The organism is Glutamicibacter protophormiae (genome assembly GCF_014647495.1).
Classification (GTDB): domain Bacteria; phylum Actinomycetota; class Actinomycetes; order Actinomycetales; family Micrococcaceae; genus Glutamicibacter; species Glutamicibacter protophormiae.
Window position 1 is genome coordinate 353091 of sequence record NZ_BMPH01000003.1, and the last position, 16210, is coordinate 369300.

General features: G+C 63.9%; 14 protein-coding genes. 12 read left to right on the top strand and 2 right to left on the bottom strand.

The window, feature by feature from the left end:
* The first annotated feature begins 33 nt into the window (after window positions 1–33).
* The 6 genes from IEY43_RS06065 (at window position 34) to IEY43_RS06090 (ending at window position 9292) form a co-directional block, all read left to right on the top strand.
* On the top strand, window positions 34–966 hold the full coding sequence (locus IEY43_RS06065; RefSeq protein ID WP_229777300.1) for an ABC transporter permease: 933 nt from the start codon (window positions 34–36) through the stop codon (window positions 964–966).
* A gap of 3 nt (window positions 967–969) precedes the next feature.
* Window positions 970–2613, top strand: coding sequence for an ABC transporter ATP-binding protein (locus IEY43_RS06070; RefSeq protein ID WP_188947707.1), 1644 nt, complete (start codon window positions 970–972; stop codon window positions 2611–2613).
* 458 nt (window positions 2614–3071) lie between these two features.
* The gene (locus IEY43_RS06075) at window positions 3072–4874 is read left to right on the top strand and encodes an ABC transporter family substrate-binding protein (RefSeq protein ID WP_188947708.1); all 1803 of its coding nucleotides are present in this window, start codon (window positions 3072–3074) and stop codon (window positions 4872–4874) included.
* A gap of 139 nt (window positions 4875–5013) precedes the next feature.
* Window positions 5014–6531, top strand: coding sequence for an ABC transporter permease (locus IEY43_RS06080; RefSeq protein ID WP_188947709.1), 1518 nt, complete (start codon window positions 5014–5016; stop codon window positions 6529–6531).
* Window positions 6532–6548: 17 nt separating this feature from the next.
* Complete coding sequence (locus IEY43_RS06085; RefSeq protein WP_188947710.1) at window positions 6549–7604, top strand: ABC transporter permease; 1056 nt, start codon at window positions 6549–6551, stop codon at window positions 7602–7604.
* Window positions 7601–9292, top strand: a complete 1692-nt coding sequence (locus IEY43_RS06090) for an ABC transporter ATP-binding protein (protein WP_188947711.1) — start codon at window positions 7601–7603, stop codon at window positions 9290–9292. Before IEY43_RS06085 ends, IEY43_RS06090 begins: the two co-directional genes overlap by 4 nt.
* A 93-nt stretch (window positions 9293–9385) precedes the next feature.
* Here IEY43_RS06090 and IEY43_RS06095 read toward each other — a convergent pair whose 3' ends face one another.
* Together IEY43_RS06095 and IEY43_RS06100 are read right to left on the bottom strand one after the other, a co-directional pair.
* Complete coding sequence (locus tag IEY43_RS06095) at window positions 9386–9847, bottom strand: GNAT family N-acetyltransferase (protein WP_188947712.1); 462 nt, start codon at window positions 9845–9847, stop codon at window positions 9386–9388.
* A 67-nt stretch (window positions 9848–9914) separates the two neighbouring features.
* Entirely contained in the window at window positions 9915–10529 is a 615-nt protein-coding gene (locus tag IEY43_RS06100; protein WP_374189848.1) for a TetR/AcrR family transcriptional regulator, read from the bottom strand.
* A 234-nt stretch (window positions 10530–10763) separates the two neighbouring features.
* On the opposite strand from IEY43_RS06100, the gene IEY43_RS06105 reads away from it, so the two are divergent.
* The 6 genes from IEY43_RS06105 to IEY43_RS06130 all read left to right on the top strand — a co-directional run bounded on the left by IEY43_RS06105 (window position 10764) and on the right by IEY43_RS06130 (window position 16070).
* Entirely contained in the window at window positions 10764–11918 is a 1155-nt protein-coding gene (locus IEY43_RS06105) for an acyl-CoA dehydrogenase family protein (protein WP_188947714.1), read from the top strand.
* Between the two features lie 63 nt (window positions 11919–11981).
* Window positions 11982–13196 (top strand): 1-deoxy-D-xylulose-5-phosphate reductoisomerase, encoded by a 1215-nt coding sequence (gene dxr, locus IEY43_RS06110; protein WP_188947715.1) that lies wholly within the window; start codon window positions 11982–11984, stop codon window positions 13194–13196.
* Window positions 13193–14548: a M50 family metallopeptidase gene (locus IEY43_RS06115; protein WP_188947716.1), complete on the top strand. Its 1356-nt coding sequence runs from the start codon at window positions 13193–13195 to the stop codon at window positions 14546–14548. The genes dxr and IEY43_RS06115 overlap by 4 nt, the downstream gene beginning before the upstream one ends.
* Window positions 14549–14571: 23 nt before the next feature.
* Window positions 14572–14871: a YciI family protein gene (locus IEY43_RS06120; RefSeq protein ID WP_188947717.1), complete on the top strand. Its 300-nt coding sequence runs from the start codon at window positions 14572–14574 to the stop codon at window positions 14869–14871.
* Window positions 14872–14963: 92 nt separating this feature from the next.
* Complete coding sequence (gene arfB / locus IEY43_RS06125; RefSeq protein ID WP_188947718.1) at window positions 14964–15386, top strand: alternative ribosome rescue aminoacyl-tRNA hydrolase ArfB; 423 nt, start codon at window positions 14964–14966, stop codon at window positions 15384–15386.
* A 129-nt stretch (window positions 15387–15515) separates the two neighbouring features.
* Window positions 15516–16070 (top strand): NAD(P)H-dependent oxidoreductase, encoded by a 555-nt coding sequence (locus tag IEY43_RS06130; protein WP_188947719.1) that lies wholly within the window; start codon window positions 15516–15518, stop codon window positions 16068–16070.
* Window positions 16071–16210: the final 140 nt, after the last annotated feature.

Below are 16210 nucleotides of genomic sequence, written 5' to 3' on the forward strand. Positions count from 1 at the left end.
AACCGCCGAGCTGGCAAGGTCTCCAAGTACAAGATGGAGCACTATGTGGCTCCGCTGGACGAGACTCCTTTGCAGGCAGTCGACTCCGTCAAGGAGACCGGCAAACCGCTGTCCATGTGGGCCGAGGCCTGGCGCTCGCTGCGCAAGCAGCCTTTGTTCATCATTTCCGCGATCCTGATTCTCGCGGTCATCATAGTTGCTGCGTTCCCTCAGTGGTTCACCTCGCAAGACCCCACGTACTGCGCGTTGGAGAATTCGAACGAGCCGGGGCGCGAAGGCCACATCATGGGCTTCAACCTCCAGGGCTGCGACATCTACTCGCGCGTCATTTACGGCACGCGGGCTTCGCTGCTCGTCGGCATCTTCACGACCTTGATCGTGATCATCGTCGGTGGCACCATCGGTGCACTGGCGGGCTTCTACGGCGGCTGGATCGATACCATCTTGGCCCGACTGGGTGACATCTTCTTCGCCCTGCCGCTGATCCTCGGCGCAATCATCGTTATGCAGCTGCCTGCGTTCCGAGAGAACAAGAGTGTCTGGACGGTCATCATTACGCTGGCCATCTTCGGTTGGCCGCAGCTGGCCCGCATCACCCGCGGTGCCGTGATCGAAGCGCGCAATGCGGACTTCGTCAAGGCTTCGCGCTCGCTGGGCCTGTCCAAGTTCAAGTCGCTGGTCAAGCACGTGCTGCCGAACTCGCTGGCCCCGATCATCGTGGTCGCGACCGTGAACCTCGGTGTGTACATCGTGGCCGAGGCAACCCTGTCCTTCCTGGGCGTCGGTCTGCCGCCGGAGATCATGAGCTGGGGCAACGATATTGCCTCGGCGCAGACCCAGCTTCGCAACAACCCGATGATGCTGATGTGGCCTGCACTGTTCCTTTCGGTGACGGTCTTGAGCTTCATCATGCTCGGCGATGCAGTGCGCGACGCACTGGATCCCAAGGCCCGGAAGGGAGCCTAGCCCGTGAGCGAGAACGCAACTCCCAAGCCGCTGCTTGAAGTCAAGGATCTGGCGATCACCTTCTCCACTCCTGACGGACCGGTGCATGCGGTGCGCGACGCCAACTTCACCGTGATGCCAGGAGAAACTGTGGCCATTGTGGGCGAGTCCGGATCCGGCAAGTCGACCTCGGCACTGGCCGCCATCGGCCTGCTGGCAGGCAACGGCCGCGTGTCCGCAGGACAGATCCTGTTCGACGGCGAAGACATTGCCAACGCCAGCGAAAAGCGATTCGTCGAGCTGCGCGGCAACCACATCGGCATGGTTCCGCAGGACCCGATGTCGAACCTCAACCCGGTGTGGAAGATCGGATTCCAGGTCAAGGAAACCCTGAAGGCCAACGGCTTGGCGGGGGACAACCCCAAGAAGCGTGTTGCCCAGGTGCTGGCCGACGCAGGCCTGCCCAACCCGGAAGCCCGTGCCAATCAGTACCCGCACGAGTTCTCCGGCGGCATGCGCCAGCGTGCGCTGATCGCCATTGGCCTGGCCTGCCGCCCTCGCCTGCTGATCGCGGACGAGCCGACCAGCGCGCTGGACGTGACGGTGCAGCAGCAGATCCTGGATCACTTGGACACCATGACCAGTGAACTGGGCACCGCCGTGCTGCTGATCACCCATGACCTGGGCCTGGCCGCGGAGCGTGCCGAGAAGGTCGTCGTCATGTACAAGGGCCGCGTGGTCGAGTACGGGCCGGCGCTGGAGATCCTGCGCAACCCGAAGCACCCGTACACGCAGCGCCTGATCAACTCGGCTCCTTCGCTCTCCGCTGTGCGCGGAGACAAGCATGAGGCCGCTGTTGAGGAGACCTCCCCGGCCAAGGCCGAGCCGCTGTTGACCGTCAGCAACCTGACCAAGGTCTTCGACATCCGCAAGGGCTTCGGCAAGAAGGAAAAGTTCACCGCGGTGGACAACGTCTCCTTCGAGATTCCGAAGGGCACCACGACTGCTGTCGTGGGCGAGTCGGGTTCCGGCAAGTCGACCATTGCGCAGATGGTGCTGAACCTGCTGGATTCGACCAGCGGCGAGATCACCTTCGACGGCCAGCAGATCGGCAACCTGAGCGAGAAGCAGCTGTTCAAGTACCGCCGCCGCGTGCAGCCGATTTTCCAGGATCCGTATGGTTCACTGGACCCGATGTATTCGATCTACCGCACGATCGAGGAGCCGCTGCGCATCCACGGCATCGGCAACTCGGCCTCGCGCCAGAAGAAGGTCAAGGAGCTGCTCAACCAGGTCTCGATGCCTGCGGCAACCATGCACCGCTTCCCGAACGAGCTCTCCGGCGGCCAGCGACAGCGCATCGCCATTGCGCGTGCACTGGCCCTGCAGCCGGAAATGATCGTCTGCGACGAGGCGGTTTCCGCACTGGACGTCCTGGTTCAGGCCCAGGTGCTGGAGCTCCTTGATGAGCTGCAGCGCGAAATGGATCTGACCTACCTGTTCATCACCCACGACCTTGCCGTCGTACGCCAGATCGCGGACAACGTCTGCGTGATGGAACGTGGAAAGATCGTCGAGCAGGGCTCTGTCGACGACATTTTCGAGGCGCCGAAGAGCGACTACACGCGCAATCTGCTGGCGGCTATCCCGGGGGCTACCCTGATCTAGCCGACGCTGAACACGCAGAAGAGAACGCCGCAACCGATACTGGTTGCGGCGTTCTTTTCTGTTTTGATGACATGCCCGCCTGCCTTGATGACGTGCGAGGACATCGATATTCAAGATTTGTTTGAGAATATTACGGGATTCATCGGGTGTTACCAAACTGTTATAAATGACTTGATGGCTAGGCTTGGGCTCAGCTGTGCATCTGGTTGATTTTTCCCAATCTGAAAGAAACCCTTGAAATCTCGCGGATGTGAGGCAACTCGCATTAACTCGCCGGTAACAAGCGAAATCCTGCATTAACTTTTCGTTGCCTTCTCGTGACTATCTGAAGCGAATCTTTCTATATCCAAGACCAGAAATTCCGGTTAGTCTATTGCTCATTGGATCGGGTGTGACTTGATCCACACTGATTCGGAAGTTTCAGAACTCGTATCAATCGAAGATCTCAAGGAGGCGAAATGCGGTTCCAACGCGTTTCGAAGGCAGTCGTCGTAGGCGCAGCGATGGCACTGGCGCTGTCTGCATGTGCGCCAGGCGGAAGCGAAACCAGCCCATCGGCCACCGAATCCGCGGGTTCGGGCAACGCCGGCGCCGAGGCGACCACCACCGGTCTGGCGGACCTGGGCGACATCACGACCAAGGATGGAACCATCAAAGTTTCCATCGGCGCCCCTGAATTCATCAGCTACAACGGATTCACTCCGCAGACCTACTCCACCTACAACTCCGGCATTACCGACCGCATGTTCGCCGGTTTCACCTACTTCGGTACCGACGGCAAGATCTACCCGAACGAAGATCTGGGAAGCTTCGAGAAGATCAGCGATGATCCGCTGACCATCAAGTACACCATCGCCGACAACGCCAAGTGGTCCGATGGCACCGACATCACCACCGCTGACGCGGTGCTGGCCTGGGCTGTGCAGAACCTCAACCTGAACACCGGGTCGAAGGACAAGCCACTGTTCTCCTCGGTCTCCACCGACCTTGGCGACACCGTCCCGAAGGGCCCCCAGGGCGATCCTGCGGGCAAGGAATTCACCGTTGAATTCAAGGCTCCGGATCCGGACTGGCAGATCCAGACCTGGATGCTGCACCCGGCGCATGTAGTGGCAGAGAAGGGTGGGCTGAGCACCGAGGAGTTCGTTGCGGCTGTCCGCGACGGGGACTCCAAGAAGCTTGAGAAGGCCGCCAAGTTCTGGAACACCGGCTGGACCACCAAGCCGGGCACCCTGCCGGATGAAGCAGACATGCCGGTGTCCGGACCGTACAAGCTCGGCTCATGGAAGGCTGGCGAGTCCGTCACCCTGACCGCCAATGAGAACTACTACGGTACCCCTGCAGCGACCAAGGAACTGAACTTCCGCTTCCTGGCCGATTCCGGCATGGTCCAGGCACTGCAGAACAAGGACCTCGACGTCATTGGCCCACAGCCGACCGTCGATACCCTGGAACAGCTCAAGGGGCTGGGCAGCGCCGTCAATATCCAGCAGGGCGACACCCTGACCTGGGAGCACCTGGACTTCAACTTCGTCAAGGGCAACGCGATGACCAACCTGGAACTGCGCAAAGCCTTCGCCATGTGCGTTCCACGCCAGGAAATCGTGGACAACCTGATCAAGCCGCTGAACCCTGACGCACAAGTCATGAACCTGCGCGAGGTCTTCCCATTCCAGGAGAACTACGCGGATACCGTGGCAGCTGCCTATGACGGACGCTACGACCAGGTCGACGTCGACGGGGCCAAGAAGATCCTCGAGGAGCAGGACGCTGTGGGCACCAAGGTGCGTATCGGCTACTCCGCACCGAATGAACGCCGCACCAACCAAGTCGCGCAGATCAAGTCCTCCTGCGACAAGGCAGGCTTCGATATCGTGGATGCAGGCGACCCGAAGTTCTTCGCACCGGGTGGAACCCAGGAGCGTGGCGACTACGAGGTAGCACTGTTCGCTTGGGCAGGTTCGGGCCAGATCTCCTCGGGCCAGAACATCTACGCGACCGGCAAGCCGCAGAACTACGGCAAGTACTCCAACGAACAGGTCGATGCCGAGTGGGAGACCCTGGCCACCTCGCTGGATCCGGCAGTCCACGCGGAGCAGACCAAGAAGATCGAGAAGCTGCTGTGGGATGACCTGTTCGGTATCCCGCTGTTCGCCCACCCGGGTCTGAGCGCTTCGGGCGCTGACATCCAGAATGTCCGCCACACGGCAACCCAGAACGGCATCGTCTGGAACGCCGAGCAGTGGGTACGCGCTGAGTAGGCCCTCGGCCTGATCAAACGCATACACCAGCTGTGAGCGCCCGCGGGGCCCGATCATCATCGGGCCCCGCGTCGTGTCCGGCTCCAACATCGCGGAGTCGGGAGCGCCACCAGGCGAAAAGAAAGAGGACGTTAGTACCGTGTTGAAATTCATCCTGAAGAGACTGGGATCGGCCGCCGGCGTGCTGTTAGCCGCATCGCTGCTGCTCTATATCCTGGTCATCAATTCCGGTGACCCGCTCGGCGATCTGCGTGAAAGCAACGCGGAAAACCGCGAATACCTGATGCAGCAGCGCACCGAATACATGAACCTGGAACAGCCCTGGTACCTGCGGTACCTGACCTGGCTGACCGGTGTCTCCAAGTGCTTCGTGGGCGCCTGCGACCTGGGCCGCAATATCAACGGCATCGAGGTCACCGACCTGCTGGCCAACGCCGCATCATCGACCCTGCGACTGGTGCTGCTGGCAACCGTCATCGCCGCCATCCTGGGTATCGCCATTGGCGTGCTCACCGCCGTGCGCCAGTACTCGGGTCTCGACTATCTCGTCACCTTCCTGACGTTCCTGTTTTTCTCCCTTCCGGTGTTCTGGGCAGCGGTGCTGCTCAAGGAGTACATGGCGATCGGCTACAACAACTGGCTGGAGAACCCCCAGATATCCCTGGGCACCAGCATCCTGATCGGCCTGGTCGCTGGCCTGGTCCTGCAGATGCTGATGGCCGGTTCGCTCAAACGCCGCGGCATCACCTTTTTGGCCACCGCCGTCTTCGTGCCGCTGCTGCTGCAGTACAGCGTGTGGCTGAACTTCTACCGATTCCCGCAAATGGGTCCAGCAGTCATCATCGTGCTGACCGTGCTGCTGGCGCTGTCCGCCACCGCCATGAGCGTCGGGCTCAAGGAGAAGCGCGTGCTGTACCCGGCATTGATCACCGCGGCGCTCGTGTTGGGAATGTATTACGCGACCTTCTGGCTGCTGGCTGATCCCAGCGGATGGCTGCTGCTGGGCGGTGCCATCCTGGCCGTGGTCATTCCGGGCCTGATCGGCAAGCTCATGGGAGGCCGTTTGTCCAAGTCCGCCATGGGCGTCTCGGTGACCGTAGGCCTGGTCGGCGCCGGCTTGACCGTGCTGGACCACATCTTCCGTGCGTGGCCGGGTTTCCTGGATCTGAAGGGGCGGCCCATCGCAACCATCGGGTCCTCCACCGCGAACCTTGGCGGCGGCTTCTGGGACCACTTCCTGGACAACGCCACCCAGCTGCTGCTGCCAACCATCGTGCTGGCCATCATTTCGCTGGCCAGCTATTCGCGCTACACCCGCTCATCGATGCTCGAGGTGCAGCAGCAGGACTACATCCGCACCGCGCGCTCCAAGGGCTTGAGCGAACGCACCGTGATCTTCCGCCACGCCTTCCGCAACGCGCTGATCCCGATCGCCACCATCGCGGCCTTCGACTTCGCCGGCCTGATCGGAGGCGCGGTGGTCACCGAGACGGTGTTCGGCTGGAAGGGCATGGGAGATATGTTCATCACCGGCCTGCATGCGGTGGACCCCGCACCGGTCATGGCATTCTTCCTGGTCACCGGCACCGCGGCGGTACTCTTCAACCTCCTGGCAGACATTGTGTACGCAATTCTCGATCCGCGGATCCGGGTCTAGGAAACTAAGGACATTCGATGAGTAACACGAACAAGAAGATGCCAAAGAACCTGACATCCATTGCAGAAGTCGAGGACGCGAAACTCGCGGTCGCGAGCGAGACTTCCAAGAGCCAGTCGCGGATCGTCCTGGAACGGTTCCTGCATCACAAACCCGCCATGATCTCCGCGATCATCCTCGTGCTGATCACCCTGCTGGCATTCACCTCGATCGGCTACGGGCCCATTCCCGGCTGGTGGAAGCAGAGCTACCTCGATGCCGGCGCCGTGGTCAACGGCGGCAAGCCCACCATGTCGCTGCTGCCCACCTGGCTTGGCGGTTCGGGCATCCAGATCGGCGAGCACCCCTTCGGCCAGGACTCCATCGGCAAGGACTACTTCGCCCTGGTCATGAACGGGACGCAGAAGTCCATCATCATCGGCGTGGTGGTCGGCCTGGTGGCCACGGTGATCGGCGCTATCATCGGCGCGCTGGCCGGGTACTTCCGCGGCTGGGTCGACGAGGCACTGATGCGCATTACCGATCTGTTCATCGTCATCCCGCTGCTGGTGCTGGCCGCGGTGTTGGGCCAGATTGCCGGGCGCGGCTCCAGCTCCATCATCCTTCTCGCGGTGGCCCTTGGCTTGGTTACCTGGACCGGCCTGGCGCGCCTGGTGCGCGGGGAGATCCTTTCGCTGCGCGAGCGCGAATACGTGTCCGCCGCCCAGGCCATGGGCTCCAAGACCTCGCGGGTGATTTTCAAGCACCTGCTGCCGAACACCATCGGCGTGATCGTGGTGAACGCAACGTTCGCGATTGCCGGCGCGATCCTGCTGGAATCCTCGTTGTCCTTCCTGGGCTTCGGCGTCCAGCCGCCGGAATCCTCGCTGGGCCTGCTGATCAGCCAGTACCAGAACGCGTTCACCACCCGACCCTGGCTGTTCTGGTGGCCGGGCATGACCATCGTGGCCATCGCCCTGTCAGTGAACTTCCTGGGCGACGGCCTGCGCGATGCCTTCGACCCACGCCATAGTGGCAAGCGCCGCCGCCGCGCCGGCCTGTTTGCCATGCCAACCCGCAAGGAGAAGCCATGAGCCACGCCGCACCAACCAATGACGCCACCGAGGGCTACGCGCTGAGCTTCGACAACCTGCAGGTCACCTTCGAAACCGCGGGCCCGGACGTGCACGCGGTCAAGGGACTCTCGCTGGCCGTCAAGCCCGGTGAAGTGGTCGCGCTGGTCGGCGAGTCCGGGTCCGGCAAGTCCGTGACTTCCACCGCCGCCATGGGACTGCTGCCGGGCAACGCCAACGTCTCGGGCGTGGCGAAGGTCGGCAATGTGAACGTGGTGGGCCTCGACGCCGGGAAGATGCGCAAGATGCGCGCCACCGACATCGCCATGGTCTTCCAGGAACCGATGACCGCGCTGAACCCGGTGCTGACCATCGAACGCCAGCTGACCGAGGCGCTGGAGCTGCACGGCATCGCCTACGGCAAGGAAGCCACAGCCCGCGCCGTGGAGCTGCTGGCCCTGGTCGGCATCCCCGAACCGGCCAAGCGCATCAAGCAGTACCCGCACCAGTTTTCCGGCGGCCAGCGCCAGCGCATCGTGATCGCCATGGCGATCTCCTGCGATCCCAAGGTCATCATCGCCGACGAGCCGACCACCGCGCTGGACGTGACGGTGCAGGCCGAAATCCTGGACCTCCTGCGCGAGCTCAAGGACCGGCTGAACACCGGCATCCTGCTGATCACCCACAACATGGGTGTCGTGGCGGACATGGCGGACCAGGTGGCGGTGATGTTCCAGGGCAACCTGGTGGAGACCGGCACCGTGGACCAGGTGCTGCTGCACCCGAAACACGAATACACCCAGCGGCTGCTGTCGGCGGTGCCGAAGCTCTCGCCCGTGGTGATCGACGCGAACGCCGCCCATGCCGAACAGACTGCCTCCAAGGGGCGCGAGCTGGTGCTGGAAGCCAAGGACCTGGTGCTGGAATACGACATGCGCGGCACCAAGTTCCGGGCCGTGGAGGGCGTGAGCTTCGACGTGGCCAAGGGGGAGGTGCTGGGCATCGTGGGCGAATCCGGGTCCGGCAAGTCGACCATCGCCAAGGCGGTCATCGGCCTGCTTCCGGTCGCCGAAGGCTCGCTGTCGGTGAAGGGGCACAACCTGCCCAAGCTCTCGCCGCGCGAAGCGCGCAAGGTGCGCAAGTCGATCGGCGTGATCTTCCAGGATCCAGCGGCCTCGCTGAACCCGAGGTTCCCCATCGGCGAATGCATCACCGAGCCGATGGTGGTGCACAAGGAAGGCACCAAGGCCAGCCGCATCCAGCGCGCCATGGAGCTGCTGGACGCGGTGAAGCTGCCGCGCAGCGTGGTCAACCGCTATCCGCATGAGCTCTCCGGAGGCCAGCGCCAGCGTGTGTGCATCGCCCGCGCGCTGACGATGAACCCGGAACTGCTGATTGCCGACGAGCCCACCAGTGCGCTGGACGTCTCGGTGCAGGCGGTGGTGCTGGAAATGCTCCAGGACCTGCAGCGCGACTTCAACTTCGCCTGCCTGTTCGTCAGCCACGACCTGGCAGTGGTGGACATGCTCGCCGACTACGTGGTGGTCATGCAGTCTGGCCGCGCGGTGGAGCAGGGCAAGGTCAAGACCGTGCTGCACGCGCCGCAGCACGACTACACCCGACGCCTGCTGGCCGCCGCGCCGGTGCCCGACCCGCATGAGCAGGCGGTGCGCCGCGAGGCCTGGCGGACGCTGAACGCCACCAAGTAGCGCCAGCCGCCGGGGAGCGGCGATTCGCCCCGGAAATGCATCGAGCCGGTTCCCGCAAGGGGAACCGGCTCGAGGCGTTAAAGCCTGCCGCTGCTAGTCCAGCTGCATGACGTTTTCGGTGACGACTTCTGCCCGGGCATTGGAGAAGATCTGCTCGGTGCCCACGATCTTGAAGCCGCGGCGCTCCAGGACCTTGATGGAGCCGAGGTTGTCCTGCACCACGTGGGCCATCAGCGGGCGCTTGGTGAACTCGGCCAGGAACGCATCCACCGCGCTGGTGGTAATGCCCTTGCCCCAGAACTTGGTCGAGGTCCAGAAATTGATCTCGGGAGCTTCGCCGTCGAAGACCAGGATCGAGCCGGCGACTTCGCCGTCGTGCTCGATGGTGCGCACCAGCACCTTGGGGTCGTTGAGGATCTGGTTCCAGTGGTGGTCGAACACCGCACGATCCGCAGGGTTGCGCGCCTGGTAGGCGGCCATCAGATTCGCTTCTGGTTCCTGCTGGTGAGCGAAGAATGCGTCTAAATCGGAAGCGCGGACCTCACGTAGCTGCACGGCAAAGGCCTTTCGATCGTGTGGGAAGCGTACCGGTTGGCAGGCTTCAAAGAGCAAGGGCTTAAAACTAGGTTACCGGTGAAGTCAGCGCTGCAAGCGCCATATTGGACAGCAGCGGCTTTAATCCCGACTTTTTGGTGCGCGGATTATGCGCCGAATGGGCGGTGGAGTTCAGCAGGCCGAACACCGCGTGGGCGCGGAACCGCTGGGACTGCACCGAGTCCTTGGGATGCAGCTTGGCCAGCTGCGCTGTCCACAGCGCAATATAGGAGTTCTGCAGCTTGCGCACCAGCGCCAGCTCCGCCTTGGGCAGCGACTTCAAGTCCCGGTCCTGCACCTGCAGGATGTCGGGGCGGGAGAGCGAAAAATCTGTGTGGAAATCCACCAGCCGGGAGAGCACCTCGATTGGCTCGCCGCCGGCCTCGGCCGCCGCCTGTCCTCCCTCGTAGATGTCCTTCGACATGTCCACGAGCAGCGCGATGAGCACCGCCTGTTTCCCGGCGAAGTGGCGGTAGACCGCGGGGCCCGAGATGCCGCACGCGGCGCCCAGGTCTTCCAGGGACACCCCGGCGTAGCCGTGCTGGGCGAACAGGCGGGTTGCCTCGCGCAGCAGCGCCTCGCGGCGTTCGGCCTTGGCGCGCTCGCGGTCCGTTGGCTCATGCAGTGGCTGGTACCTTGCCACAGGCATCATCTCCTTGCGAATACCGACCCCGACTATGGACAACTGTGACGCCTGCCACTAGTGTCAAAAATGTGGCTGATACCAAAAAATATCGGCGATCAGTTAACGAATATTAACCATACGCGCCTTGGGTGTGAGCGGCCAAGTAATGCTGACCTCAGGGCGACACGACCCGTCATCCGGTGCCGGCACACCGCGCAGCCGGATGGGGAACCCCAATGGAGAGAGAGCCCCATGCTTGATCTGGAACTCGATGAGCAATACCAGGACCTGGTCAACCTCGTTCGTGACTTCGCCCAGCAGGTCGTGGCCCCGCAGAGCGCGGCCAACGACGCCAACAAGTCCTTCCCCTACGACATCGTGAAGCAGATGGGCGAGCTGGGCCTGTTCGGGTTGCCGATTTCCGAGGAATACGGGGGCTCGGGAGGCGACTACTTCCACCTGGCCCTCGCGCTGGAGGAACTGGGCAAGGTCGACCAGTCGGTGGCCATCACCCTGGAAGCTGGGGTGTCGCTGGGCGCCATGCCGCTGTACCGCTTCGGCAGTCAGGAGCAGAAACTGACCTGGCTTCCCGAACTGGCGGCAGGGGAGAAGCTGGCGGGCTTCGGCCTGACCGAGCCCGGTGCCGGGTCCGACGCCTCGGCAGCGCTGACCCGCGCCCGGCTTGATGCGGGCGAATGGGTCATCGACGGAGGCAAGGAATTCATCACGAACTCCGGCACGGACATCACCTCCCTGGTCACGGTCACCGCGGTGACCGGGCTGGACGAAGCCACCGGGGGCAAGCAGATCTCGGCCATCATCCTCCCTTCGGGAACCCCGGGGTTCACCGTCGCCCCCGCCTACGACAAGGTCGGTTGGAGGGCCAGTGACACCCATGCGCTGCACTTCGACGGCGCCCGGGTGCCGCAGGAGAACCTGCTCGGCGAGCAGGGCCGCGGTTATTCCTACTTCCTGGAAATCCTCGACGAGGGGCGCATCGCCATTGCCGCCCTGGCCACTGGCGCAGCCCAGGGATGCCTTGACGAGGCGGTGGCCTACGCGAAGACCCGCACGACCTTCGGCACCCCGATCGGGAAGAACCAGGGGATCTCGTTCATGCTGGCCCGCATGGCCACCCGGGTGCACCTGGCGCGGCTGGCCTACTATGCGGCGGCGGCCAAGATGCTGGCGGGCAAGGATTTCAAGGTGGAAGCGGCGCACGCCAAGCTGGTGGGCAGCGAGGCGGCCATGGACAACGCGCGGGACGCCACGCAGATTTTCGGCGGCTACGGTTTCATGAATGAAACCCTGGTGGCCCGGCACTACCGGGACTCCAAGATCCTGGAAATCGGCGAGGGAACCACCCAGGTGCAGCAGCTGCTGATCGCCCGCAGCCTGGGGCTGTGAGCACCGTCGCGGACCCGGCGCTGCTCTTTGGGACCTCACAGTTAGAGGAACCATAATGGACGGGTGAGCACCAAAGATTTTTCTCCCGAGCCAGGGCGGCCGCGCCGCGTCACGTTGATCGGTTCCACGGGGTCCATCGGCACTCAGGGGCTTGATGTCATCGACAACGCCCCGGAGCAGTTCAGCGTCGCCGCGCTCAGCGGCGGCTACAACCTGGAGCTGCTGGCGCGCCAGGCGGTGAAGTACCGGCCGGCCGTGGTGGGCAGCGCCGTGGAATCCACCCAGGCGCTCGCCGACGCGATCGCCGCGGCCGCGCAGGAGGCGTCGGTGCGCGGTTATGCGCCCGAGCTGTTCGCCGGCCCGCGGGCCGCCACCGAGGTCGCCGCGTTCGCGGAGGCCGACGTGGTGCTCAACGGGATCACCGGCGCCATCGGCTTGGAGCCGACCGTCGCCGCGCTGAAGGCGGGACACCTGCTGGCGCTGGCCAACAAGGAATCGCTGATCATCGGCGGCCAGGTGGTCAAGCAGTTCGCCGCCCCCGGACAGATCGCCCCGGTCGATTCCGAGCACTCGGCACTGGCCCAGGCGCTGCGCTCGGGCACCGCGGAGGAAGTGGCCAAGCTCATCGTCACCGCTTCCGGCGGACCGTTCTTCGGCTACAGCTACGAAAAGCTGCGCGACGTCACCCCGCAGCAGGCCATGGCCCACCCGACCTGGGACATGGGCCGCATGGTGACCACCAATTCCGCGACCATGGTCAACAAGGCGCTGGAAGTCGTCGAGGCGCATCTGCTCTTCGACGTGCCGCTGGACCGGATCGAGCCGGTGGTGCACCGCCAGTCGATCGTCCATTCCATGGTCGAGTTCATTGACGGGTCGGTCATCGCCCAGGCCTCGCCCCCGGACATGCGCCTGCCCATTGCGCTGGGCATCAACTGGCCGCATCGCGTGGCCGGCGCCGCCGCGTCCTGCGACTTCTCCACCGCCGCCAGCTGGACCTTCGACCCGCTGGACGAATCGGTGTTCACCGCGGTGAAGATCGCCAAGCAGGCCGCCGCGGCCTCCGGAACCCACATGGCCGTGTACAACGCGGCGAACGAGGTGGCGGTGGACGCATTCCACGACGGAAAGATCCGCTTCACCGACATCGTGGAGACCATCGAGCGCGCGCTGGACGACTACACCCCGGTCAACGCGGAGCCCAGCGTGGAAGTGGTGCTTGAAACCGACAAGTGGGCCCGCGCCCACGCATCCAGGATCCTGGGGGTCAGCGCATGAGCGCAGTGCTGTTCATCCTCGGAGTGCTCTTCATGGTGCTGGCCATCGGAGCCTCCATCGCGTTGCACGAGGTCGGGCACCTGGTGCCGGCCAAGCTCTTCGGTCTGCGTGTGCCGCAGTACATGATCGGTTTCGGCAAGACCCTGTTCTCCTTCAAGCGCGGGGAAACCCAGTACGGCATCAAGATGCTGCCGCTGGGCGGCTACATCTCGATGGTCGGCATGTACCCGCCGCGCCCGGCCGCGGAGGGGGGACCGGGGGCGCCGCGGAAGAAGCCGAACCTGTTCCAGCGGGTGTTCGGCCAGATGGTGGACGACGCGCGCTCGCAGGCCAATGAGAACGTCAGGCCCGAGGACGAAGGGCGGATGTTCTACCAGCTGCCCACCTACAAACGCATCATCATCATGCTCGGCGGTCCGTTCATGAACCTGATCCTGGGCTTCGTGCTGATCGGCATCGTGCTCACCAGCTTCGGCGTCGCCACCACCACGACCACGGTTTCCGAGGTCTACAAGTGCATCGCCACGGCCGAGAACGCCGACCAGACCGAATGCTCGGCCTCGGACCCGGCCGCTCCCGCCTACGAAGCCGGACTGCTGCCCGGCGACACCATCACCTCGGTGAACGGCATGGCCGTGGCACAGGGGGAGTGGAACAAGCTCACCGACGTCATCCGCGAGAATCCGGGCCAGCCGGTGTCGCTTCAGTACACCCGCGACGGCGCCAGCCACAGCACCACCATGACCCCGTACCTGACCGACCGGCCGGTCACGGACGCGAACGGCTACCCGGTGAAGGGAGCCGACGGCGAGTACGAAATGGCGAAGGTCGGTTTCGTGGGCATGAGCTCCACCGTGGAGAACCTGCCCCAGCCGATCAGCGAGGTGCCCGGCGTGGTCGGCACCCAGCTGGCCAACATCGGCACCGTGATCCTGCATCTGCCCGAACGCATGGCCGATGTCGCACGGGCAGCCTTCGGCAACGAGGAACGCGACCCGAACGGCCCGGTGTCCATTGTCGGCGTGGGCCGGATCGCCGGCGAAATCAGTGCGGAGGACTCGATCTCCGTGGGCGACAAGTTCGCGACCCTGCTCTCGCTGGCCGGCGGACTGAACCTTGCATTGTTCGCCTTCAACCTGATCCCGCTGCTGCCGCTGGACGGCGGCCACGTGGTCGGCGCCCTCTACGATGGATTGAAGCGCACGGTCGCCAGGATCTTCAGTCTCAAGAACGTGAAGCCGGTGGACACCATCAAGATGCTTCCGCTGACCTATGTGGTGGTCGTGGCCATGCTGGCGATGGGCGGCCTCTTAATATACGCGGACATCTTCAAGCCGATTCAGTTGTTCTGAGCCCGAGCATTTAAGCTGAACCCATGACTGTTTTTGCTGTTGAGTACGTATACGCCGAGAACTCCGCGCAGCTGCGCGACGAGCACCGCCCGGCGCACCGCGAGTTCCTCGGGGGATTTGTCGGCCAGGGGCCGGTGCAGCTGCTGGCTTCCGGTCCGACCCCGGTCAATGACGGCGCCCTGCTGATCCTGGCCGCGGAATCCGAAACGGCGCTCGTGGAGGTGCTGGACCAGGACCCATTCAGCACCACCGGTGCCCTGGAGCAGCGAATCATCACCGAATGGAACCCGGTGACCGGCCTGCTCAAGGACTTCGCCTCGTAGGCTTCCGCCTCTCTGCGTCCAGCCGGCGCCCGCACCCCGCAGCTCGGGGAGCGGGCGCCGGCTTGCTTCTCCTGCCGTGGGAAACTGGGAGCATGGACCTGCACATTTCCCGTTCGCTGGTGATCCCTGCCTCCGAGCTGTCCTGGAATTTCACCCGTTCCTCGGGACCGGGTGGCCAGCACGTGAACACCTCGGACAGCCGGGTGCAATTGTCGTGGTCCATCGCGGGATCAAAGGCGCTCTCGCCGTGGCAGCGCCAGCGGCTTCTGGACAAGCTGTCTTCCCGGCTGGCCGGCGGGCTGCTCGTGGTCACCTCGGCCCAGGAGCGCTCGCAGTGGCGCAACCGGCAGGATGCCCAGCAGAAGCTGGCGCAGCTGGTCGCCGCCGCGCTGCGCCCCGATCCGCCGCAGCGCCGGGCCACCCAACCCACTCGGGGCTCGCAGCGCCGGCGGCTGGCCTCCAAGGCGAATCGTTCCGCGACCAAGCAGCTGCGCCGCCGCCCTCCGGTGGACTAGACAACGCCATCTGCCGCACGCGGTGAGTCAGATCACCGGAAATCGGGGAATGGATCCGGGACGACTGGCGGTTGAATCTAGATGAAGCGTCAGCTTTTCTAATTTTCCATTGTTCTAGGAGTATTGCCCATGGCAACCAAAGTCCTCACTCTCGTAGGTTCCCTGCGCAGCGGTTCGACCAACCAGCAGCTGGCCGAGGCCACCGTCGTCAACGCGCCGGAAGGCGTTGAGGTCGAACTGTTCTCCGGCCTGGAGAACATTCCCTTCTACAACGAGGACAACGACGTTGCAGGCAGCGTTCCTGCCGCGGCACAGGCGCTGCGCGATGCAGCCACCGCAGCCGACGCGCTGATGCTGGTCACCCCCGAATACAACGGCACCATGCCGGCCGTGCTGAAGAACGCCATCGACTGGCTGTCGCGTCCGTTCGGCACCGGCGCCGTCAAGGACATGCCATCGGTGGTCGTGGGCACCGCCTTCGGCCAGTACGGCGGTGTGTGGGCGCAGGACGAGGCCCGCAAGGCCCTGGGCATCGCCGGCGCCAAGGTCCTGGACGACGTCAAGATGGCCATCCCGAACTCGGTGGTCCGCTTCGCCGAGCTGGACCCGAAGGATGACGCCGAGGTTGTCGAGCAGGTTGCCGGCGTGCTGAACAGCATCAAGGCTGTCGCAGAAGCCAACTAGGTTTCCCTCCGCCGCGGCACCTGGCGCGGCAAAGGGCGGAAAGGCCACGGTTCTCCGTGGCCTTTCTCGCATAGATCACCGCTTTGAACGAGTCGGTGACATACTTGGATAGAGAGTATTACCCACAATCCATTCGGAGG

What these genes read in the sequence shown, in the direction of transcription:
- IEY43_RS06075 (WP_188947708.1), top strand. Translation starts at nt 3,072, where the DNA reads ATGCGGTTCCAACGCGTTTCGAAGGCAGTCGTCGTAGGCGCAGCGATG.
- IEY43_RS06130 (WP_188947719.1), top strand. Translation starts at nt 15,516, where the DNA reads ATGGCAACCAAAGTCCTCACTCTCGTAGGTTCCCTGCGCAGCGGTTCG.
- IEY43_RS06085 (WP_188947710.1), top strand. Translation starts at nt 6,549, where the DNA reads ATGAGTAACACGAACAAGAAGATGCCAAAGAACCTGACATCCATTGCA.
- IEY43_RS06105 (WP_188947714.1), top strand. Translation starts at nt 10,764, where the DNA reads ATGCTTGATCTGGAACTCGATGAGCAATACCAGGACCTGGTCAACCTC.
- arfB (WP_188947718.1), top strand. Translation starts at nt 14,964, where the DNA reads ATGGACCTGCACATTTCCCGTTCGCTGGTGATCCCTGCCTCCGAGCTG.
- IEY43_RS06065 (WP_229777300.1), top strand. Translation starts at nt 34, where the DNA reads ATGGAGCACTATGTGGCTCCGCTGGACGAGACTCCTTTGCAGGCAGTC.
- IEY43_RS06120 (WP_188947717.1), top strand. Translation starts at nt 14,572, where the DNA reads ATGACTGTTTTTGCTGTTGAGTACGTATACGCCGAGAACTCCGCGCAG.
- IEY43_RS06090 (WP_188947711.1), top strand. Translation starts at nt 7,601, where the DNA reads ATGAGCCACGCCGCACCAACCAATGACGCCACCGAGGGCTACGCGCTG.
- IEY43_RS06115 (WP_188947716.1), top strand. Translation starts at nt 13,193, where the DNA reads ATGAGCGCAGTGCTGTTCATCCTCGGAGTGCTCTTCATGGTGCTGGCC.